Source organism: Acinetobacter sp. NIOH-H-8 (assembly GCF_046635365.1).
In the GTDB taxonomy this organism is placed as follows: Bacteria; Pseudomonadota; Gammaproteobacteria; order Pseudomonadales; family Moraxellaceae; genus Acinetobacter.
In genome coordinates, this window is sequence record NZ_JBHDVN010000010.1 from 1 (window position 1) to 20363 (window position 20363).

Sequence of the window (20363 nt, forward strand, 5' to 3'; positions counted from 1 at the left end):
AGGCTGTTTTGGAAGCAGGAATATCAACACAAAAGCATTGAATAATTTTTTTAATCTTGTAGTGACTTAATTTACTGTTTTCTATCATGATTCTAGACTAACATAATCATTTTGCTAGTCTAGAGCCTTTCAATATATCCCAACCTATATCCTTACATCTTTAAATCTATCAAAAGAAAAGGCAAGCAATGCTCATCTCAAAAATAACCAGTAAAATGAATTATCCTTTTTCAATTCATCTGTCCAAGATGCTCACTTTTAAGGTTTTAGACTATAAAAAAAGCCCAATATAAAATTGGGCTAGGGCTTAAGGCTCGACTTCTAGCGGATCACCATCTTCAGGACGAAGATGACGTGTGCCATCATCCGCAGGATCTACACTTGATCCATCCTTGGTAATCGGGTTGTACATTTCATCCTCTTTTTTATCGTCAGTGAACTCTTCATCTTCGAAATCCAGAGGCTCGTTATCATCATCAAAATTTAGGGGTTTTTCATCATCTTTCATAGCAATCCATCATTTTTTTACTAAGATAGGATCATGCTCGAATATTCCTCAGTGTCATTCAATAGCCATCCGGCATCATTTATGTAACTTATATAGTTATTCTTTTATTTTTAATCCATTCCCTAATAATTTCGGCAACAAAAAAGGCTTAAACCCTTTAGATTTAAGCCTTGTAAGATATCATGTGGCTACATGATTATGAATCTTGGCGGTGAGAGAGGGAATAAGCTAATTTATTTAAGTTATTAAATATTAATGTTTATTATGTATGTGTATTTTTAACATACCAACAAAAATACCAACAAAAAACAAAGCTATCCTCTCGTTCTATAAAAAGTTATATGAAATATTTTTAATTTTTTGAAATCTTTTCTTTAATAACAGCAATAAAATCTAAAATTAAATTACCTAATGGGGTGGCTAATTCTGTCTTATCATCTGCTTTTGTGTCCTCTGTTCTAAATGCATGTTTTATTAAATTTAATAGTATTGTTAGTGCAACAGCGAAGATAACTGTAATTAGTGTCAGAATGACTCCAGTAGACAAAATTTTGCTATTTAGAGCCTTTTCCTCTTTGTCCTGTATTAAATTTAATTCTTTAATTTGGTCTGGTTTGATACTTTTTTCTTTTAGAAGTTCTATTTTCTTTTCATCTATTGAAAGTTGTTTTTGTTGAATTTCTATAGTGGACTTTGCTAACTCTAATTGTGTATCAATGAAGCTATATGACTTCCATAAACCAATACCTAAAAATAAGCAGCTTATTACGAGACCAACCCAAAATAATTTGCTTTTAAAATCTCTTAAGAGTTCATCATCTTTAGCCTTGCTATCTAAATAGTTGTTCACATCTGTAGCTACTAGATTAGGCAATTGATCTTCATGATCCGTGTTCGGGGGTGGATTAGTTATTGAATTCATTTTTACTCTGATATAAAAAATCCCTTTATAAAAAAGGGATTAATAATACTAATTTAGGTTATCTAACCAAATTTAGACCTTTTAAGCGATAGTACATAGCTCTTTCAGAAACATTAAACTTTGTTGCTAATCCTTCAACTGTACGGATATTTTCTTTATCAATAGAATGTCGAATTGCATATTCAGGCATTAAAATTTCAGCGCCTAGTCTATTGGCATCACGTTCTTGAAATGAAGCATAATCACCATTAAAACTATGCTTCTCATCACGAAAACATGAGTCTTCTGGTGTTACATGATTAAGAATATGGTGCGCTAATTCATGTGATATAGTAAATCTTTGGCGCACTAGGCTATCCATAGGATTAACATAGATCATGCGTTTACCATTTTCTAAAGAAGCCTTTCCACTTAGATGGAATTCATCCCAATCTAAAAAGTGAACTTCAATACCTAGTTTTGTGGCAATAGAGTTTACATCTACTGGTAAAAACCCATCCCAGAAATTTTTTAAGACTGTATCAGCGTAAGACATAGCGTTTTACTCCAATCAGTAGGCTGTCTATAAATTGACAGCTATTGTAGTTAATTTATTAGTTTGTTCAATGACTATTAATATGTTGTTTAAGAGTAAAATGCAATCTCTGGCAATATAATGCAATAGAAATATTATGAAACTGATAAAGAGTCGACTCTTTTACGGATACTAATAAATAGTGTTTGAGTCTCTAGCATTGGATCTGGCCCCTTTCTTTATAGTGATCTAAAGCGATATCCAAATCCGCCATTAATGTTGCTTCAGAATATTCACCAGGGGAGAGCTTAAGCAAATTAGGCATGTAATTCATTTTGTACTCGCGTGGATAATCCCTACATAAAATCTTCACACGTACATCTTGAGTGGTGAACTCTGAATCTAATTTCTTTATATATTTATTTAGAATGCTATCTGATTTCTCGAACGCCGTAGTAATGGCAAGTAGATCCATATCATCTGTGGGTTGCTTTTGGCAGCCGGTAAAAGTTAAAGACAAGAGTAGGGTGACAAGTGTAATGTGCTTCATAGTTATAGTTTTATTGTTATTGGACTTTGAATTATAAGTCAGTCGGAGAAAAAGAAGAACTATATAAAATAGGATAAAATTAAGAAAAATAAAGAGGTAGGACACATGTCATCATTTTTAATAATTTCAGGATTTATATTATGTTTTACAGGGATTATTTTCGGGCCTCATATTTTGCATAAAAAGGTCAAGAATTATATGGATGCACAAGCTGCTGGCTTCTTATGTATGTTGCCAGGTGTATTTTTATTTTGCCTTGGATTTTATCTAAGTTAAACCCCACCGCTGGGGTGGGTTAGGGGGAAAGGCGCAGCTCGTCATGCCAAAATTCTAGATACAGAACAGACAAGGGGAAATTAGAAAACTTATGCCATGTTTGGCTATGCTTTAGCTTGCTTGAGATTTTAAAAATATATACCTGGGTAAGTCAGCACAAATTTACCGATTTCTATAAGAAAAATTATGTATGAAACATCGCATAAGGCATGTCGTTTTGATGTGGTAACAGGAAATCCGATATACAGGTTTTGATGTGGTAACAGCATTTTTTTGATGTAGTAACATGGTCCACGTATATAAAACGATCAAAAGTACGGACATGGGGTATATGGACCTATATTTATGAGTCATCCGAAAAAAAACATAATATAAACCTGACAAAACCTGACATTTTCCCAGTATAAAAAACCTTATTTGAAACCATATTTTTTGATGTTTTTTGGGATAGGTTTTATATGTGTGGAGATTGGAAATAATGTCTACTCAAAATTAAAACATATAGATCAGGACATAGTAGATTCCTTACTAGTGACTTCTCCTATTCTCCTATTTGTTTCCCCCTGAAGTGATTACCAAAACCTGATATAAAAAATGTCTTAGTTTTGTCTATGGGATAATTTTCTAAATAAAAGTCTTATTAAATTTTATGGAGATGATTTGTCTAACATTTTGTCCAAATAAATAAGACTAGAAAATAATGGGAAGTTGTCATCAGTCAAGACAGTTTAAATTGGGAATATACCCGTTATTGGTATCATTCCGAAAACGGTAATATTCCCAATATTGGGATTTTGAACGATCCCGTTTTTGGGATTTTGAATGTACCCGTTTTTGGGATGCAGAACCTATCAATGAATCTACCAAAGAATCTGTCAGCTTCTCTGAGAAGAAAAGTTCAACCTTTCAAGTGTTCATTAGAGTATTTCGAAACTGCTATTTTGACGATTACTCTCTTTTTTAATGAGGAATATCTAAAGATGGGTAAATCCATAGGGGAATTTCACACCTATTTCATCACTGAGCAACTTTAGTAAGAAAAACAAACAAAGGTACATAAAAATATTAAAGGGGCTAATACGGCGAATAAGAGCGTTTTAGGAATGCTTTTAAAAAGTGTCATTTAATCCATTTGAATACGCCGTAGTCTTAAAGATGATTGAAGCAGGGCAATTGATTACCAGGTGGAGTAAAAGACTAAAAATATAGTGTTGAGCGGTCTCCCTCGCGCGCGCGCGCGTTTTGTCTAAATATACCCATTTTTTGATGACTTAGATCACCTCTTAATAACTTGAAAATTATTGGAGGGGCTATGGGGATTTATATTGAGCTTAATAATTTCGAAGTATCCAAAAGGCTAATTTTTCTCAAAGCGCAGACTCAATATCAGGCACCTGATTACTCTGCGATAGTGCGAGAGCTTTATGAATACCATGAGATGAGTAGCGAAAAAATTGCTTTCTTACTACCCGTCTCTGGTGCTTCCAGTGTGATTGAATGGACTAAAGGTGGACAGCCAAATTATGAGAACGGTGAAGCATTAATAGAACTATGGAAAACTCTTACTGATAAGACAGATCAGGATATTCCAAGAATTAATTACCGGAGTGTGTAGGAATATGGGGAATATTAAGACAACATCTTTTAAGCCATTAGATTGTGATGAAATGGAGAGATCCATTCAGCTATGCAATGGTATTGAATATTTAATTGATGAGTTTCAGAGACAAACTAATGGGAAGGAGTCGAGTCAATTATTTAATAGCGAATACCAGGCTCAATTATTAAAGATAGCATCCCACCTGGAAGAGCTGATCCACCGGCTCACTTATTTGGCGAATAAAAATAATAAGGCATTTTACTTTAGGCATTTGTTCGCGATTCTTAAAAGTTTGAGTTACGCACCTAATCCATTAATCATTACGGCATACCATCTGGATCCTAATCATGAGTTTAAGCGTTTACTTAATCGGAATACGTTTGATTATGAAGTCAGACAAATTGTTAAAAAAATTCAGTTTATAAAGCCAGTATTACAATCACTCGCTGTAGGCCGAAAGTCCGGTATTAGAAGCATTTCACATTCTTTTTAAGAATATTCTAGTATAAAAGGGGGCTTTCATAGCCTCCTTTTTTCATTGCTGTACACACCCATTTTTTGAGGATACTTAAACCATTAATGTGATGGGATTAAGTGGAATTGTTCAATATGATGGAGAGTAAGCATGTGCGGTAAAGGGAACATTGTTGGAGATGTATTTAGCGGAATTGAAGACATGGCAAATGCTCAGATGGCTAGTGCAGTCTCTAAGGGGAATGCTAAGACTGTTCGATCCGTTGCGCTGGCAGAAGCTGAAAAAATAAAACGCCAGGGCAAAAGTAATGCTTCCACTGCACGTGCGGTGGCTGCGGAAAACGGCGTAAATGTGGATGTGGGTGCAGCAGCAAAGATTCAGGATGAGCATATCGGTGATGCAGCTTATAACGCCTCTATGACTATGTCAGATGCAAACAATCAAGCGAATCAACTTCTCTTGCAGGGGAAAATGAAGCGGAATAGCTACAGCATGCGGTCTGCAAGTTCATTAGTTTCTGCAGGTGCCACAGCATTGGGATGGAAATAGGAGGGATATATCTCAAATAAATAGCGATTTCAGCAGAGCCTTTAATGGCTCTTTTTTTATAAACACACCCATTTTTTAATGACTACAGCCGGACTAATTTAGGGGTATGACGGAGCACTGGTTTCAGTGCTGGATTACTTAGGAATTAGAAATGAAAGAACAATGCAAGCAGGCCGTAGCTAAGGCTTTAGGAAAAGCATCACTAAATGCTCAAGAGGTTCAGAATATTGAAGCCCGAATCAATCAGGCTATGGTGAATCTAGCGCGTAAAGACATTGACCACTGGAGAGGCTTAACCGATCTGGAAAAGCTGTCTGCTGCCAGTAAGCAAGTAGCAGAAGATATTCGGGCTGATTTTGAACGCAAGAAGCGGATAGCCGTACAAGACATTCTTATCCAAAATAAAAACCTGGCCATCCTTCAAGATCCGGCACTAAAGATAACTGCATCAGAGCGTATAGACCGGATGGTTGCAGCGTATGGCGACATGTCAGGCATTCAGTCTGCAGACTCTAAGACCAGAGTGATAGCAGACCTTTACCGAGGGCAATTGGTAGACACCTATCTAAATATCAAAGGTGGCCTAGGGATATTCACTGACAAGTCCCTAGTACAGAATATTATTAAAGAATTGCATATGGAAAGCACTGGAGATGCTACGGCGCTTAAAGCAGCTCAAGGCATTAGCAAGACCTTTGATGACATCTTGGAGCGTTTCAATCGTGCAGGTGGCGACATTAAAAAACGCCGTGATTATGCATTACCACAACATCACAGCCCACAAAAGGTAGCTGAGGCAGGTCAAGAACAGTGGACCAATGACATCATTGGCTTAATCAAACGTGAGGACTTCGTAGACGCTCAAGGTAATCTAATGTCTGATGATGAATTGAGAGATGTATTAGGGAATATCTACACGTCTATTGTGACTGACGGCGCTAATAAAATTGAAGTAGGGAAAGGTTATGTCGGTGGCGGTGCAAAAGTCACTAGCAAGCATCAGGAAGGGCGTGTACTTAACTTCAAGAATGCAGATGCATGGATGGACTATCAATCCCAATATGGTGGTATGCAGCTTGTAGACATCCTAGAAAGTCACATTACAAGCATGTCGAAAGATATTGCCTTAGTGGAAACCTTCGGAAGTAACCCACGCCCAGCCATGCAGATCCTTATGCAGAGTGCTAGGCATATCGACACTGTACAGAATGGTATTAAGCCGGACAAAGTAAACAAGTCCCTTGTACGTGCTGAGACTATGTTTGATGAGTTCACCGGGCAGAATCCCCCAGAGAGTAAGGTGCTTGCCAATGCTGGACTAACATATCGCTCCATGAATGTGGCATCCATGCTGGGCGGTACTGTCCTATCCTCTGCCACTGATCAGGCTATGATGCTGAAAACAGCCCACGTAAATGGAATTGCATACCGGAAAGTATTTGGTGAGATGCTTCGGATGTTGAATCCAGCAAATGCAGAAGACAGGCGTTTCGCTCATAGTCTAGGGCTTGCCACTGAGGAGATGCTAGGTTCTCTTAATCGCTGGTCGGACGATGGCCTAACGTCTGTGCATGGCCGTGCTGAACAGATTGCTAAGGCTTCAAGTTCTCTAGCTACTCAGGTGCTACGTGTATCTGGCTTAAACGCTCTTACTGCTGCATCTAAGATGGGCTATTCCACTATGATGATGAACAAATTTGCAGATTTAACACGCTCTAAAAACTGGAACGATCTTAGCGCCGTAGACCGTGAGTTAATCCAAGGGGGTGGCCTCTCAGAAATGGATTGGAAGGTGATGCAATTAGCCGAGCCAATAATAGATCCAAAGGGCAACCCATTAATGCATGCCCAAGCTATCCAACGTATTCCAGATGAGAAGCTCGCTGAGTTTGGCGATCCAAAACGAATTAAGGATGAAGTATCAACCAGACTGCATACTCATATTCTTGATGAGCAAGGTATGGCAATTATTGAGGCAGGCATTCGAGAGCGTACCAAGTTCCAAGTAGGCAGAGCTGGTACAGAAATGGGGGAGTTTTGGCGCTGTGTAACTCAGTTTAAATCGTTCCCTCTAGCCTTCCTTATGCGACATGGCAGCCGTACCCTATCTAAAAACGGTTGGGCTAGTAGGGCTTGGTATGCTGGCTCATTACTTGGCATGACTACATTACTTGGTGGATTAGTTGTTCAACTTAAAGAGCTTGCCTTAGGTAATGATCCGGCTGCCATGTTTGATGATGATGACAACCTGGAGACAGAAGCAAAGTTTTTCACTCGCGCCTTTGTTGCTGGTGGCGGTATGCCAATCATAGGTGACATTATGGTGGCAGGTATGGACCCAAGTGGGCGTGATACTACTGACTTTTTAGTTGGTCCAGTAGGTAGTGATGCAAAAGCTATCCTATCTCTAACCTTCGGTAACCTGAATCAATGGTATGAGGGCAAGGATACTAATGCTGGCAACGAAGCTTACCGATTGCTTAAAAGCAAAATCCCTGCTCAAAATCTTTGGTATACAAAGGCTGCTACTAACAAACTAATCTTTGATGGCCTTCAAGATGCCATTGCACCAGGTTATCGTGAAAAGCTTATTAGAAAGGCCGAGCGTGAGCAGGACCGGACACAGTGGTGGGGAGAATGGGATGAGATAGAAGCCCCGGATTTTGGTAAAGCCATCGGGCAATAAAAAAAGGAGCTTCGGCTCCTTTCTATTTTTCTATAGATAGGATATGTATTGTTCATTTGAAATATCAAAATAAAGAGAATTGAGATGCTTTATATTCTGGCTCTGATTATAGCAATAGCCATTAGTAGTTTAGGATTCATGCTATACCAAAATAAAATGAATCAGGTCAGAGTTTTTGATAGTAGAGAGGAGTTAACAGCCTTCCTCCGTAAAAAATATACTTCAGAGGTTAAGAGTAATCAGCCTATCCATGGTTTCGTATTAGATGAAGCATCCCTGCAGATAACCTTACAAGATCCAGCTATGGCAAGCTTGGGACGATCGGCCATTGATGTACAAGTAAACCTTGTGACTAAAGATGGGTATCAGGAAGTAAGTGCACCATGCGGAAATGTGCTGGCCCAATTTAAGAAAGGGGATTTCGTGGTCGTACTTCCGATCCATAATGAACGTCATGGATTTTGGCATTATGTGACTATTGCTAAGTTACAGCCTATTTATGATGGTAAGAAGAAGAGTTGGATAATTTCTGAGAATTACCTGCAGTCATAGGATGAAAAATAAAATGATTTTAGATAGAGCATTTCAGCTTGAACTTATGACAAAAATGGCTGAGGTATATCCAGCTGCTTATAATTTCTCACAAGATGAGCAATATAGGGATAGTGACTTTCAAACAAAGCTTTTTACTAATCTTTATTATTTACAGTCTCATGGATTATTGGAGGCAAAGAGTATTCATTTAACCCTTGGGATCGGTGGAGGGCAAAGTTGGAGTTTAGGAAATACTAGATTAAACCATAGAGGAATGGACTTTTTAGCTGATGACGGCGGACTCTCCGCAATTCTTGGTACAGTTACAATCAAGTTTGAAACCGAGCAACTTAGAGCCATTCTTGCTGCAAAAATCATGAGTTCTGACCTTAGTTGTGAACGCAAAACTACTATGATAGATGCTATTAAAGAGCTGCCAGCAGAAGGGCTAAAGCACCTGACAATGAAAATTGTAGATGCTGGTTGGGATAATTTAGATTCACTTATGAGCCTTATACAGAGTGGACTCTCATAATGAATAATCGTATCTGTAGGTATCGCTTAAGGGATGACAGCAATACAAGATTTAGAGTGGGGATATCCTGATGACCTTATATATCTCAACACCTGAGCTACTGAAGCGCTATGGAATTACTAAAGGTACTCTGATCAGTTGGCGTAATAAAAAGAACTTTCCTGAGCCAGTGATTAAGGCTCATGGACGTTCCAGTAGCCGTTACGGAATCAAAGCGGTCGATACCTGGGAAAGAGACAGTGGCTTGCTTGATTCACTTGAAATACAGCCTTTGATAACACCACATTCATAATTTTAGTAGAAAAAGGAATTTCGCATCATGAAGAATATAATAGCATTCTCTTTAATGGCTCTCATGAGCTCAGTCTCTTTGGCCACCCCAATTACACTTCAGCATTCTAAGACCAGCTATGTGAACTCAGGGATCTGTTCCGCCGTGGTGGATGTGACGATCCATGATTTTCTTGGGACCTATGACAAACTGTATTTAGACCTGGTAGCAAAGGACAGATCCGGCAGAGTGCAGGGGACCTCTGAAAATGTAATAACCTACGGCGATATACAAAACCTTCAAGGTAAAGCATTTGGAAATGTTTTTCTTGAATCGGAAACAATGTGCGGAGCTGATCGCACTTGGACAGTTCAGGTTAAGCGCGCCGTCCTGGTCGTAGATGGTGAAAGAGAAGATCTACTGAAGGCTAAAAAAGTTCATATTGATGATTTTCAGCCTATGAGAATAGTAGCTAAATAACAGACTGATTAATAATTCTTGAATACATAGATTAAATTTTACTCATGTCTACCGTTACACAGCCCCAAAATGTGCGTTTCAAACAAAAAATGTTGAAATTCACCATCGTTACATGCCAAAAAACCGTGCGTTACACAGCATAAAAGCTGTGCGTTACACAGCATAAAAACTATGCGTTACATACATGAAAACAGTGTGTTTTCATGTATGAGAAATGGGCTGTTCATATAATTTAATGACTCGCTACATATGAAAAGTCATTATTAAATTTGATGAAATGCTTTAATTAAAGCGGTATCAGAGAAGATCCAGCTGTCCAATCTTATATTGATACGTTCCCCATTCACCTTCACGAGGTTCACGGCTAATACCTGTTTCAGCTCGCCAGAGCTCAATTAAGGCTTCACCGTTCTCATAATTCGGAGTACCCCCACGCGCCCATTCAGACACCGTAGAAGCACCAGAAACAGGTAATACAAAGGCTATTTTCTCATGTGTCCAACCGAGACGACTAAGATCCAAAATTATACGATTGAAGTCTGGGCGCTTATAACCACGAAGCTTGACAATAAATTCCTTAACTTTCTTTTGAGTCCTGAGGTTGATAAATCTCTCTGCTGGTGACTTTTTAAATACAGTAGAGTCGATACCTTGACCATTAATAAACATCATATTGTATTCCCCTGAATTTGATTAAGCGCATCGTTATTTAAGTAAATTAATTTATGGCACATGTATTGTTCTCACTCTTCTAAGCGCACTGACGCAAATCGACAAATGTCCAGACGATCCATCACTCGAACTAGGCCTTTTTTGCCGTGACGGTTCTTTGCGATAATGATTTCTGTAATACCACTTGGCATTTCATCATCACTATTCATGATTGGGTGGACCAATAAAATCTGATCTGCGTCTTGCTCAATCTGGCCAGACTCTTTCAGATCAGATGCCTTTGGGCGTTTACCCTTTTCAGATTCACGGTTGAGCTGTGCCAGTGCGATTACAGGACAATCAAATTCCTTTGCCATGGCCTTTAGATCACGACTGATTGAACTGACTTCTTGATAGCGGTCTTTCTTGGTCGGATCACGTACCAGTTGCAGGTAATCAATGATGATGCAGCCCAATTTCTTGTAGTTGCGCTTGGCCTTACGTGCATAAGAGTGAATCTCTGCAATGGTGGGCTTCTGCTTATCTTCGATGTGAATCGGTAGCTTGCTAAAACGATCCTGAGCATATGCAAAATCCTTCATCATTCCGTCGAATAGCTCGGCATTGTGGATGTTGTCGTATGGAATCTGAGTAAGTGCTGAGATACAGCGATTGGTGAATGTCTCCACATCCATCTCGGCAGATACAACCAGTACCGCTTCCTTGAACTGCATAGCGGTCTGAATCGCCACCATTTGCGCCAAAGTGGACTTTCCTGATCCGGGTCTACCACCGATCACACAAAAGTGTCCGCTTTGAATGGTGCCCACTACGTTGTCCAGATGAGGCAGGTTAAACTTAACGCCTGTGTACTGCTTGTTAGCTTTTGCTTCTGCTTTCTGGATTAACTGATCACCAGCGCGTTTTAATGCTTCCTCAAACGTAAAACTAGACTTCTCCAATTTCTCGTTGGTGGTCGCCTTGTTCAGAATATTTTCAGCAGCGTTATGCACATCAGGTACGGTTAAATCTCTAGCCACTTCCTGAATACTTCGGCCCATCTTTTCAACTTCACGATGCGCTTTCAGCTTGTTGAGTTCAGCAACATAAGATTCCAGGTTGTAGAAACTCGATGGTGCATCTGCCATCAGTGTCATCAGGTATTCAGCAGGCGTTATGCCAACCAGTGAATTTTTCTCATTCAGTTTCTGTTCAACGAAAACCACATCGTATGGCTTGTTCTCATTGGCAAGGTCGGTAATGGCCTTGTAGATCTCTTGATGACGGTTGGCAAAGAAGCAATTTTCGTCCAGATCGTTCATCACGGTTTCAAGTGAGTTCTGAACGGTCATCAGTGCAGCAAGTACGCATTGCTCGATGGAGTTGTTATGAATCTCGATCATTACCAATCCCCCATGTCAGCTTGAAAGTTTTGAGGGTTTGGGGCTTGTTGTGGATTCTTTAATTGCTTAATCACGTTCTGAATAGATTCATCATTCCAGCATTCTTGGTTTAACCAGGTTGCAGGGTTTTTCTTAAAACGATTCTGAGACTCACACACTTGTACATTGGCCTTGTAGGCAATAATTAGATCTTCAAGAGACACCTTTTTAATAGCCTTTTTGAAAGCTGATTGTGCAGGCTTTTTGCCATCCTTATTCGGTACAACTTTCCAAAATTCTTCAAACTGAACATCGGTAATATTCTGTTTGTTATCTTCTGTTGTATTCTTCTGTAAAGATTCCGCCATTTTGGCGCGTTCGATTCCGCCACTTTGACGGTCTTGATTCCGCCATTCTGACGGTATCGATTCCGCCATTTTGGCGGTATGCACAGCTATTGGGTTTGAGCTATATTTCTGATCAATTTTTACCAATTCCGAATAATTAATAGTAAAGAAACTAGTTTTATTCCACTTATTCGAATGCAATTTCTGAACATCGATGAGGTTCAATTTTTTTAAGTTCGAAATGATACGTTCAATAGTGCGTTTTGATACTGTATTTCGCATCATTTCAACACATTGATCAGTATTGTTATATATCCACGCCCGACCATCGTACTGATGCTTTGATACGCTCAGCCAGAAATGAAGCTGTTGCATGAAAACAGCAGCTTCAATGCTTCCAAGCTCAGTAGCAAGAGTAGGAGAGAACATGAGAGGAGGCTCATTAATCAGCATATTACTCACTCCGACCTCCTTTTGATCCCCCTTGATGAGACTTTTCCAGCACTGCATTCCAGAGCCGCGTCGGAGTAATACGTACTGATTCAACATATGCAGCTGATGGGGGTGGTGCTGGCTGCTCGACAACAGGCTCTGGCTGTTCTTGAGTTTTCTCTGAAGCAATAGAAGACTTATTCATTTGTAGTAGCCTCCCACTGCATCTCATACTTTTCGCGTTCAATATCGAATGTATTAGCTTGGCTTTCGGCTAGGTAGGCGGCGATATGGATTAAACGTTCAAGGGTCGCAAAGACGGCGCCATGAGTATTTTGCTTAATAGCCTCTTTGACTACTTCGACTTCGTCTTTAGCTTGATAAAACATGGTCTCAAGCCATGATGTATTTTCATAAGCTAATGAATACGCATCGTATAGATCACCCACGTTGTAGTGATCATCGGGTTCTTGTTGATGTTTCTTAAGCTCAAGGCCGTAGGTATCTGCTTGGCTAGTAGCAAGCTGCTGAGAAATTATGATTAGATTTTCTAGTTCAGCAAAAGCAGAGATGTTGGCTCTATCATTTTCTTGTACAAATGTTTTAACGAAGGCCGTTGCCTTGCTGATCTGATTAGCCAAAGTTCGAAGCTGTGTGGCAGCTTCAGATGCAACTGAGTAAGCACTGATAATATCAGCGACACTGTAAAAAGGAATTAATTGTTCTGGAAATTGAATTTGTACTTTAGCGTTCATGATGAATGCGCTCCTTTGTAATTAAGAGCCACACACGTCACTGTCAAATGATTGGTGTGAAGCTTGAGAAGGTTGACAGACTGGCTACAAAGGGAACCAGCACACTCGAAAGTGTCCCTCCCAAGCTCCACATAAAGATGCAGAAGCATAGAGATTTTACGCATAAAAAAAGCCCAGAGCGGACTATATGCGCCTTCGTAGTTATAGCCTGTCAAAGCTAATTCAGTGATTTTGCACCGAACACGATCAATATAGCCGATCATTTTTAATTTGAGAAGCCTTAAACAGAAAATATTTTGAAAACTCATGGCCGCTCCCCAAACCTTTTAGCTAAGATCTGCATACCTTTTGGCAATATGAAGAACTCAGTCTGTGTATAGCTATATGATTGGCCGGAGGGTTTTACGCCTTCTTTAAGTGAGTATTTAGTTTCACAGTAGCCGCGGTTTTCACTGTAATAAGTTGAAGCCCTGGCATTGTTTAGATACCTATCCCAATTATGTTTCCGAAGCCATTCGGCTAGTTCTTGCTGCTTTACATTCAAAATTTTACATGCTTGCTGGAACTTTACTCCATGCTCAGTATGGGTAATAGTTTCGATTGCCTTGGTTAGCACCTGGTTCTCTGACGTTAGCTGTAGATTCTGTTTTGCCTGGACTTCAATCGCTTGTAGGAGATGCTGAGGATTGCTGATATCAAATGCTGGAGTCTGCTGCTCAAGCTCGTACCAACGCTTTACAATGGCTGCGGTAAATTCAGGAGAAAGTTGCGCAACTACAGTGATTGAATCAAGCTTTCCTTGCTCTCCAGTAAACACATATTCAGTGCTTGTACGCCCGGCTGTAGGCTTTTCCACCGTTGGTGGTAAAGTAATGACACGCCGTTCAGCTAAACGTTCGATTGTTCTTTTGACAGAATCTAAGCGGATGTTAGTAATAGCTGAAATATCTGAACTAAGCATTTGTTGTGCTGGCAAAAAAGAAGTGATGGAAGTATTCATAATTAAGCCTCCAGTCCTTTAGAAGCCATCCATGCTTGAACTTCAGAAAGACGCCATACTGTAACTGTTGGGCTTAATTTTACTGGAGCAGGGAATTCACCACGTTTTACCCAATTCCAGATAGTTTTATCTGAAACCCCAAGTAAGCCTTTTGAAGCAGGGCGTGCATTAACAAGTTTAGATTTACCCTTATTAATACCGCTTTTGTATATATGAGTAGATGCTTGTTTTTCTGGAAAGTTTGCTAGATCTTTAATTCGCAAAAAACGCTCTTGGTTAAGAGATGTCATAACACTCATCCTATTCAGTTGAGATAGCTGCTACCGCTATCTCCTTGCAATTCATTGCAATAGTTTGCGGTAGCTTGATGAGTGCATAAGAGCAAATTGATAATGGGGTGGTGAAGAAGGAAAGGGGTAGTAGTAACGCGGAAAAACTGCTATTACCCCAAAATAAGAATATGATTTTTATTGTTTTATTGGGGTGATGCCTTTGGTGGTATTTTGTTGTTTATTACTTTGATATTTCCACCTCTTTTGGCTTTGGGGTGACGGCAAATTTTATCAATGTATTTACAGATGTCCTCCGCTTGAACTGCAGGAAAATGTTCTTTTATCCAATTAGTCACAGTACTCTGTTTTGGTGGTGGTTGATTGCTTTCAGGATCATAGTTAGACCAGTATTCTTTAATGACGCCATATACAGCTTCCAGAGCTGGTGTTGTATAAACCTTTTGGTTGATGTTTATAAATTCACACCCCCCATTTTTCTGAAGATGGATAAGCTCATCAACAGTGATGCTCTGCCTATCCTCAAGTTTTTTGACTATTGCAGATAGTAGGCCATTATTGACACTAGCTTTTATGATGTCGTCATTCTTAATTTCTACTTCAAGCTCAAGTCGTTCAATTTTTTTCAAGTATTCCAGCTTTTCTTTTTCCAGTTTTTGTAGCTGTTGATTCATTATCTCTAATTGATCTGAGAGACTGGTTGGGTTCGATTCCTTGAAGAAGATCTCAGGATCATTCTCTTGGGCAGAGATAGGGATTTCATTCGTGTGAGATAAAATGGGATTATCTAAATTTACTGCGACTGTATTATTTTTTACTGAAAATAAATCATTTATCTCAGAACTTGGAAATATGATTTCGCTCGAGTGGAACTCATTTCCTTTAAAGTCTGTTGCTTCAACTAGCCATCTAATTTTTTTGATATCGTCATCAATCATTCTTGGAAAAGCTTTTAGATATTGTCCATTTGAAGGAGGAATTAAAGGAGCATATGTAGTTGGTTGAGTTATGAACTCAATGATTTTATCTACATTGAAAAAAATACCTGAATCTGAAGAATATTTGGGATCGAGATGATCTATTAATTTTGAGAAATGAATATAGCCTTTAAAAATCATTGACCATTTTACTTCTTCTATATGAACTACTGGAGCATTTGAATAGATATCATCTTGATGTCTTTCTTCACCAATACATACCAAGTTGCCTTCAAAGTAAATACAAGGATGTAATTGTCCTATTCGACAGTAGTGTTTTATATCATTAACAGAAAGGGTATTTTTTGAAGCCGCAATGACTTCTTCGAGCGAATAAAATGATTTCATATGCCTCCCACAGCATCCCCAAAATGTAGCTAAGCCAATCGGATTGGGTATCCGACTTTCACCCCGTCGGGCTAGACTTAGCAAACTGAATATAGCAAATAACTAAGTTATTACCAGTATTAAATCGCTTAACTCATTGCTTAGATTTAGGCACGTTTCCCTTTAGGAAATGGAACAACATTATTTCTAAGGCTATCTATAAAATTTGCCCATTCCTGCATCATCTTGATTCTGTACTGTAAGTGTTGAGCATGGTTATAGGCTTGAGAGACGGCGTTACCAGTCTTGTGTGCCAGCTGTACTTCAATGGCATCATGTAGATATCCCTGTTCGTGCAAGGTGGTTGATGCTAACCCTCTAAAGCCGTGGCCAGTCATTTTGCCCATATAGCCCATGGTTCTAATAGCACTCAGAAAGGCATTACTGCTTAACGGCTTGCCTGTACTATGGTTGTAAAAAACGTACTGCTTATGTCCGGTCAATGGCTTCAGGCTTTCCAGTAGTTCAATAGCTTGATTGGATAGTGGAACAATGTGCAGTAAAGCCATTTTCATTTTATGAGGTGGGATACGCCATTCTTTAGCTTCAAAATTAATCTCATCCCATTCCATCATCCTGAGTTCAGCCGTCCGAACAAAGGTTAGGGTCATCAGTTGTAGCGCCGTCTTCACCAGGAGATTACCGTGGTACCGATCCATACGATGTAGAAAGTCTGGAAACTCTGATATATCCAGTCGAGCCATGTTTTTCACTTTTCTAGGCTTTAATGCTTCGTGCAGGTGCGGGGTAGGGTCGTTTTCAATTAAGCCCTTTCTGATGGCATACCTGAATACTCGGCCTGCTAACGGAATGGATCGTTTAGCCATTTCCTGAGCACCACGAGCCTCAATTCGTTGAGCACAGTCCAGGACATCTCTTCCTTTTATCTGTTCAATTGGCATCTTACCGATATAGGGAAAAAGGTCTTTTTCAAAGACAGACAGATCTCTTAAATAAGTAGGTTCTTTAACAAAGCCTTTTTTACCTTCTAACCATTCAAGCGCTAAGCTTTTAAATGAGGTGTTCTCATTTGCTTTAGACTTCTGCCTCTTTTTCTGCTCACCTGGGTCAACCCCTTCAGCAAGTAATGACCTAGCTTCCAAATGCTTGGCTCTGGCTTGTGCCAAACTCATAAATTCGTAAGAACCTAAGGTCAGGTTCTTTTGTTTCCCATTAAAGCGATATGCGAAGATCCAAGTCATACGACCAGTAGGGAATACATGGAGCTGTAAACCATTACCATCACTGTATTTGTCTGGATTCTTCTTGTCAGGAGTTGGTTTGAGGCGTCTAATTTTGGTATCGGTAAGCATATTGGCATACCCCTTTGTTGGTATAAATGCATTGGTATTGTCTCCATACCAACCCTTATACCAACAATATACCAACGATTGCAGGGGAATGCACTTCTTTGCTACAGACAACAAAAAAGGCTTAAACCCTTTAGATTTAAACCTTTGTGCACTGCATTGGATTGCAGTTCTTTTGAATTTGGCGGTGAGAGAGGGATTCGAACCCTCGATACGCTATAAACGTATACACACTTTCCAGGCGTGCTCCTTCAGCCACTCGGACACCTCACCATGGCCGTGGATGATATAGAAAAAAAGCCAGTCTGCCAAGCTTGAAACAATTGATTTGCGGAAAAACTTTGAGCGCAGTGTTATGATTCGCAAAAATGCTTGTTAAAAACGAAGACGATATATGCAAAGCACTGCACAGAAAGCAGCTCTCCCGGTAATTACGCTGGCTGCGCTTGGGGTTGTTTTTGGAGATATTGGAACCAGTCCATTGTATGCACTACGCCAATGTTTTCTGACGTCGCACCTTGCCATTAGTGAAGCTTCGGTGTTGGGCATTTTGTCCTTGATCTTCTGGTGCATCATGCTGACGGTGAGCTTTAAATACGTCACCATTATCATGCGTGCCGATAACAACGGTGAGGGCGGAATCATGTCCTTACTAGCTCTCAATTTGCGAACCACACGCATTTCTGATGACAAGAAAATTTACCTGATTGCGCTCGGCTTTATTGGGGCATCGCTGTTTTTTGGTGACGGGATCATTACCCCGGCAATTTCTGTGTTATCTGCGGTTGAAGGGCTGAGTATAGCCACACCTGTGTTTAATCAATGGTTAGAACCTCTATCGATCGGGATTATTGCGGGACTCTTTCTGGTACAACGTCATGGTACTGGAACCATGGGCAAATTTTTTGGTCCGTTGACCTTACTCTGGTTCCTGTCAATTGGTGGTTTCGGTTTGTGGAGTATTATTCAGACCCCGACAGTACTGGCTATGGTGAATCCATACTGGGCCTATCATTTTGTGGTCGATCAGCCTTTTGTAGCCTTCTTGACCATGGGCGCCGTGATTCTGACCATGACTGGTGGTGAAGCCATTTATGCCGATATGGGGCATTTTGGCCGTCTGCCGATTCGTCTGGCTTGGTTCATTATTGTGTTGCCCTGTTTGTTACTGAATTATGCTGGGCAGGGCGCGTTGTTGCTGCGCCGTCCTGAAGCACTGGAAAATCCTTTTTATATGCTGCTTCCGGAATGGAGCCTATATCCAATGATTGGTTTGGCCACAGCAGCTGCTGTGATCGCCTCACAGGCCGTCATTACCGGGGTGTTCTCCATGGTGAATCAGGCCATTCAACTGCGTTATTTGCCACGCCTGAGTGTAAAGCACACATCAGCCGAAGAGCGTGGCCAGATTTATCTGCCATTCATTAACTGGATGCTGTTTATTTCTGTAGTGATTCTGATTTTACTCTTTGAAAATAGCGCCCGCTTGGCGAGTGCTTATGGGGTCGCAGTCACCATGACTATGCTGTGTGGCACCATTTTAATTAGCATTCTGGCTTACGGTTTCTGGCGCTGGCCAATCTGGAAAGTGGTGTTATTTGCCACACCATTCCTGATGCTGGATCTGGTTTTTGTAGCCTCAACCTCTTTAAAAATTGCATCAGGTGGCTGGGTGCCGATCCTGCTCGGGGCGGCATTATTTACGATTCTGATGACCTGGAAAGATGGTCGTGCACTGGTTCTGAACCGTCTGGAAAAAGATGCACTACCGATTGACTTGTTTATTAAGAGTATCTCAATTGGGGGAGGCACCAAGTTTGTACCGGGTGAAGCGATTTTTCTGACCGGAACCCCGACCATTGTACCGCATGCGATGTTGCATAATATCAAGCACAACAAGGTGCTACATGAGCGCAATATTCTGGTAACAGTCATTACCCGGGATATTCCTTTTGTCGGTGATGAAGAACGCATCAAACTGGAAAAACTCAGTGAACATTTTTATCGAGTCACGATGTATTACGGGTTTAAGGATCAGCCCAATATTCCGGAAGCATTGCAGCATGCGTATGCAGAATGGGGCTTTGAATATGACCTGATGCAGATCAGTTTCTTTATCTCCCGGGAACGGATTATGCATACGGTGGGAGAGGGAATGGCACCCTGGCGGGAAAAACTGTTTGTTTCCATGCAGCGGAATACCAGTCCGGTCAGCGACTTCTACCAGATTCCGACCAACCGGGTGGTTGAACTGGGTAGCCAGATCGAGATGTAAAAATAAAAAAACCAGAGCGAGGCTCTGGTTTTTTAGGGGAGAGAAATTTAGAAAGCTTTATAACAAATTATTGTTCTGTTGCTTCTGTCTCAGCCGGCATTTCAGGGGCGGCGTTTAAAGGTGCATCTACTGCAGGATCGGCTTCAGCTTCTACCGCAATTTCAGTTTGCTCAGTCATCGCAGCTGCTTCAGGTGCAGCAGCTTGCTGTTCTTCAAGAACTGGTTGCTCTACAGCTTCACCCATAGTCATTTCCTGTTCTGTAGCAGGCGCTGCTGGTTCAGACTCAAGATTGGCTGGAGCTGGATTGGTATCCGGCATTTCTGGTTGTGCAACAGGTGCATCAGGCATGCCTGGTGTTGGCATTGGCTGATTTGGCATTGATTGTTGTGGCTGTTGGCCTGGCTGAGCGGGTGCAGACATTGGCTGGTTTACCAGACGGATCTGTCCAGAATTCACCAGGCTTTCCAGTGAGGCTTGCTGACCATTTACAGTGGTACTAATTTTAGCTTTAGACAAGCTTTCAAGTGTTTCACCCGCTTGTACAGGAGGCTCAGCGAATGCGCCGGCACTGATCACACTTGTAAATATTCCGAGACCTAATAACTTAGATAGTTTGGAATTCATAAATTAACTCCATTGCTAATAATTGTACGTAA

At 40.5% G+C, this 20363-nt stretch carries 23 protein-coding genes, 1 tRNA gene and 1 pseudogene; 8 read left to right on the forward strand and 17 right to left on the reverse strand.

The features are described from left to right. The 5 genes and pseudogenes from ACEWB7_RS06095 to ACEWB7_RS06115 form a co-directional block, all read right to left on the reverse strand. Window positions 1-88 (reverse strand): annotated as a pseudogene (locus tag ACEWB7_RS06095) (IS1595 family transposase); the annotation flags it as partial. A 219-nt stretch (window positions 89-307) separates the two neighbouring features. Then, window positions 308-508 (reverse strand): hypothetical protein, encoded by a 201-nt coding sequence (locus ACEWB7_RS06100; RefSeq protein WP_004781578.1) that lies wholly within the window; start codon window positions 506-508, stop codon window positions 308-310. A 352-nt stretch (window positions 509-860) separates the two neighbouring features. Next, window positions 861-1430 (reverse strand): hypothetical protein, encoded by a 570-nt coding sequence (locus ACEWB7_RS06105; RefSeq protein ID WP_411580501.1) that lies wholly within the window; start codon window positions 1428-1430, stop codon window positions 861-863. Window positions 1431-1488: 58 nt separating this feature from the next. Beyond that, the gene (locus ACEWB7_RS06110; protein ID WP_411580502.1) at window positions 1489-1965 is read right to left on the reverse strand and encodes an ImmA/IrrE family metallo-endopeptidase; all 477 of its coding nucleotides are present in this window, start codon (window positions 1963-1965) and stop codon (window positions 1489-1491) included. Between the two features lie 193 nt (window positions 1966-2158). Next, complete coding sequence (locus ACEWB7_RS06115; RefSeq protein WP_411580503.1) at window positions 2159-2494, reverse strand: hypothetical protein; 336 nt, start codon at window positions 2492-2494, stop codon at window positions 2159-2161. A 1588-nt stretch (window positions 2495-4082) separates the two neighbouring features. Here ACEWB7_RS06115 and ACEWB7_RS06120 point away from each other — a divergent pair. The 7 genes from ACEWB7_RS06120 (at window position 4083) to ACEWB7_RS06150 (ending at window position 9900) form a co-directional block, all read left to right on the forward strand. Beyond that, window positions 4083-4385, forward strand: a complete 303-nt coding sequence (locus ACEWB7_RS06120) for a hypothetical protein (protein WP_148334697.1) — start codon at window positions 4083-4085, stop codon at window positions 4383-4385. A 610-nt stretch (window positions 4386-4995) separates the two neighbouring features. Then, a complete protein-coding gene (locus tag ACEWB7_RS06125) occupies window positions 4996-5394 on the forward strand; it encodes a hypothetical protein (protein WP_411580504.1) in 399 nt (132 codons plus the stop codon). Window positions 5395-5545: 151 nt separating this feature from the next. Continuing rightward, window positions 5546-8080 carry a hypothetical protein gene (locus ACEWB7_RS06130; protein WP_005171714.1) on the forward strand — a complete coding sequence of 845 codons (2535 nt, stop codon included), beginning with the start codon at window positions 5546-5548 and terminating at the stop codon, window positions 8078-8080. A gap of 84 nt (window positions 8081-8164) precedes the next feature. Then, entirely contained in the window at window positions 8165-8632 is a 468-nt protein-coding gene (locus ACEWB7_RS06135) for a hypothetical protein (RefSeq protein WP_411580505.1), read from the forward strand. Between the two features lie 13 nt (window positions 8633-8645). Continuing rightward, window positions 8646-9149 carry a hypothetical protein gene (locus tag ACEWB7_RS06140; RefSeq protein WP_411580530.1) on the forward strand — a complete coding sequence of 168 codons (504 nt, stop codon included), beginning with the start codon at window positions 8646-8648 and terminating at the stop codon, window positions 9147-9149. 70 nt (window positions 9150-9219) lie between these two features. Further along, a complete protein-coding gene (locus tag ACEWB7_RS06145; RefSeq protein ID WP_346793978.1) occupies window positions 9220-9441 on the forward strand; it encodes a hypothetical protein in 222 nt (73 codons plus the stop codon). Window positions 9442-9468: 27 nt separating this feature from the next. Beyond that, the gene (locus tag ACEWB7_RS06150; protein ID WP_312328044.1) at window positions 9469-9900 is read left to right on the forward strand and encodes a hypothetical protein; all 432 of its coding nucleotides are present in this window, start codon (window positions 9469-9471) and stop codon (window positions 9898-9900) included. Between the two features lie 297 nt (window positions 9901-10197). On the opposite strand, the gene ACEWB7_RS06155 is transcribed toward ACEWB7_RS06150, so the two are convergent. The 11 genes from ACEWB7_RS06155 to ACEWB7_RS06205 all read right to left on the reverse strand — a co-directional run bounded on the left by ACEWB7_RS06155 (window position 10198) and on the right by ACEWB7_RS06205 (window position 17704). Then, window positions 10198-10572 (reverse strand): hypothetical protein, encoded by a 375-nt coding sequence (locus tag ACEWB7_RS06155; protein ID WP_411580506.1) that lies wholly within the window; start codon window positions 10570-10572, stop codon window positions 10198-10200. A gap of 71 nt (window positions 10573-10643) precedes the next feature. Further along, window positions 10644-11954, reverse strand: a complete 1311-nt coding sequence (locus tag ACEWB7_RS06160; protein ID WP_313042220.1) for a replicative DNA helicase — start codon at window positions 11952-11954, stop codon at window positions 10644-10646. Continuing rightward, a complete protein-coding gene (locus ACEWB7_RS06165) occupies window positions 11954-12733 on the reverse strand; it encodes a hypothetical protein (RefSeq protein WP_313042290.1) in 780 nt (259 codons plus the stop codon). Before ACEWB7_RS06165 ends, ACEWB7_RS06160 begins: the two co-directional genes overlap by 1 nt. Before the next feature lies 1 nt (window position 12734). Next, window positions 12735-12917, reverse strand: a complete 183-nt coding sequence (locus tag ACEWB7_RS06170) for a hypothetical protein (protein ID WP_411580507.1) — start codon at window positions 12915-12917, stop codon at window positions 12735-12737. Next, complete coding sequence (locus ACEWB7_RS06175) at window positions 12910-13467, reverse strand: hypothetical protein (RefSeq protein ID WP_411580508.1); 558 nt, start codon at window positions 13465-13467, stop codon at window positions 12910-12912. Before ACEWB7_RS06175 ends, ACEWB7_RS06170 begins: the two co-directional genes overlap by 8 nt. Further along, a complete protein-coding gene (locus ACEWB7_RS06180) occupies window positions 13464-13775 on the reverse strand; it encodes a hypothetical protein (RefSeq protein ID WP_004964724.1) in 312 nt (103 codons plus the stop codon). Before ACEWB7_RS06180 ends, ACEWB7_RS06175 begins: the two co-directional genes overlap by 4 nt. Continuing rightward, entirely contained in the window at window positions 13772-14467 is a 696-nt protein-coding gene (locus ACEWB7_RS06185) for a phage antirepressor KilAC domain-containing protein (protein ID WP_411580509.1), read from the reverse strand. Before ACEWB7_RS06185 ends, ACEWB7_RS06180 begins: the two co-directional genes overlap by 4 nt. Before the next feature lie 2 nt (window positions 14468-14469). Next, a complete protein-coding gene (locus tag ACEWB7_RS06190; RefSeq protein WP_411580510.1) occupies window positions 14470-14757 on the reverse strand; it encodes a helix-turn-helix transcriptional regulator in 288 nt (95 codons plus the stop codon). A gap of 185 nt (window positions 14758-14942) precedes the next feature. Continuing rightward, window positions 14943-16082: a hypothetical protein gene (locus ACEWB7_RS06195; RefSeq protein ID WP_411580511.1), complete on the reverse strand. Its 1140-nt coding sequence runs from the start codon at window positions 16080-16082 to the stop codon at window positions 14943-14945. Window positions 16083-16228: 146 nt separating this feature from the next. Continuing rightward, entirely contained in the window at window positions 16229-17434 is a 1206-nt protein-coding gene (locus ACEWB7_RS06200; RefSeq protein ID WP_411580513.1) for a tyrosine-type recombinase/integrase, read from the reverse strand. Window positions 17435-17613: 179 nt separating this feature from the next. After that, window positions 17614-17704 (reverse strand) — tRNA-Ser (locus ACEWB7_RS06205). Window positions 17705-17825: 121 nt separating this feature from the next. On the opposite strand from ACEWB7_RS06205, the gene ACEWB7_RS06210 reads away from it, so the two are divergent. Continuing rightward, complete coding sequence (locus ACEWB7_RS06210; RefSeq protein ID WP_034170213.1) at window positions 17826-19706, forward strand: potassium transporter Kup; 1881 nt, start codon at window positions 17826-17828, stop codon at window positions 19704-19706. A 67-nt stretch (window positions 19707-19773) separates the two neighbouring features. On the opposite strand, the gene ACEWB7_RS06215 is transcribed toward ACEWB7_RS06210, so the two are convergent. Beyond that, entirely contained in the window at window positions 19774-20331 is a 558-nt protein-coding gene (locus ACEWB7_RS06215) for a hypothetical protein (RefSeq protein WP_180057553.1), read from the reverse strand. Between the last annotated feature and the right edge of the window lie 32 nt (window positions 20332-20363).

Bases quoted from the DNA above. Each gene is read 5' to 3' on its own strand.
- ACEWB7_RS06100 (WP_004781578.1), bottom strand. From the start codon at position 508: ATGAAAGATGATGAAAAACCCCTAAATTTTGATGATGATAACGAGCCT.
- ACEWB7_RS06105 (WP_411580501.1), bottom strand. From the start codon at position 1,430: ATGAATTCAATAACTAATCCACCCCCGAACACGGATCATGAAGATCAA.
- ACEWB7_RS06110 (WP_411580502.1), bottom strand. From the start codon at position 1,965: ATGTCTTACGCTGATACAGTCTTAAAAAATTTCTGGGATGGGTTTTTA.
- ACEWB7_RS06115 (WP_411580503.1), bottom strand. From the start codon at position 2,494: ATGAAGCACATTACACTTGTCACCCTACTCTTGTCTTTAACTTTTACC.
- ACEWB7_RS06120 (WP_148334697.1), top strand. From the start codon at position 4,083: ATGGGGATTTATATTGAGCTTAATAATTTCGAAGTATCCAAAAGGCTA.
- ACEWB7_RS06125 (WP_411580504.1), top strand. From the start codon at position 4,996: ATGTGCGGTAAAGGGAACATTGTTGGAGATGTATTTAGCGGAATTGAA.
- ACEWB7_RS06130 (WP_005171714.1), top strand. From the start codon at position 5,546: ATGAAAGAACAATGCAAGCAGGCCGTAGCTAAGGCTTTAGGAAAAGCA.
- ACEWB7_RS06135 (WP_411580505.1), top strand. From the start codon at position 8,165: ATGCTTTATATTCTGGCTCTGATTATAGCAATAGCCATTAGTAGTTTA.
- ACEWB7_RS06140 (WP_411580530.1), top strand. From the start codon at position 8,646: ATGATTTTAGATAGAGCATTTCAGCTTGAACTTATGACAAAAATGGCT.
- ACEWB7_RS06145 (WP_346793978.1), top strand. From the start codon at position 9,220: ATGACCTTATATATCTCAACACCTGAGCTACTGAAGCGCTATGGAATT.
- ACEWB7_RS06150 (WP_312328044.1), top strand. From the start codon at position 9,469: ATGAAGAATATAATAGCATTCTCTTTAATGGCTCTCATGAGCTCAGTC.
- ACEWB7_RS06155 (WP_411580506.1), bottom strand. From the start codon at position 10,572: ATGATGTTTATTAATGGTCAAGGTATCGACTCTACTGTATTTAAAAAG.
- ACEWB7_RS06160 (WP_313042220.1), bottom strand. From the start codon at position 11,954: ATGATCGAGATTCATAACAACTCCATCGAGCAATGCGTACTTGCTGCA.
- ACEWB7_RS06165 (WP_313042290.1), bottom strand. From the start codon at position 12,733: ATGCTGATTAATGAGCCTCCTCTCATGTTCTCTCCTACTCTTGCTACT.
- ACEWB7_RS06170 (WP_411580507.1), bottom strand. From the start codon at position 12,917: ATGAATAAGTCTTCTATTGCTTCAGAGAAAACTCAAGAACAGCCAGAG.
- ACEWB7_RS06175 (WP_411580508.1), bottom strand. From the start codon at position 13,467: ATGAACGCTAAAGTACAAATTCAATTTCCAGAACAATTAATTCCTTTT.
- ACEWB7_RS06180 (WP_004964724.1), bottom strand. From the start codon at position 13,775: ATGAGTTTTCAAAATATTTTCTGTTTAAGGCTTCTCAAATTAAAAATG.
- ACEWB7_RS06185 (WP_411580509.1), bottom strand. From the start codon at position 14,467: ATGAATACTTCCATCACTTCTTTTTTGCCAGCACAACAAATGCTTAGT.
- ACEWB7_RS06190 (WP_411580510.1), bottom strand. From the start codon at position 14,757: ATGACATCTCTTAACCAAGAGCGTTTTTTGCGAATTAAAGATCTAGCA.
- ACEWB7_RS06195 (WP_411580511.1), bottom strand. From the start codon at position 16,082: ATGAAATCATTTTATTCGCTCGAAGAAGTCATTGCGGCTTCAAAAAAT.
- ACEWB7_RS06200 (WP_411580513.1), bottom strand. From the start codon at position 17,434: ATGCTTACCGATACCAAAATTAGACGCCTCAAACCAACTCCTGACAAG.
- ACEWB7_RS06210 (WP_034170213.1), top strand. From the start codon at position 17,826: ATGCAAAGCACTGCACAGAAAGCAGCTCTCCCGGTAATTACGCTGGCT.
- ACEWB7_RS06215 (WP_180057553.1), bottom strand. From the start codon at position 20,331: ATGAATTCCAAACTATCTAAGTTATTAGGTCTCGGAATATTTACAAGT.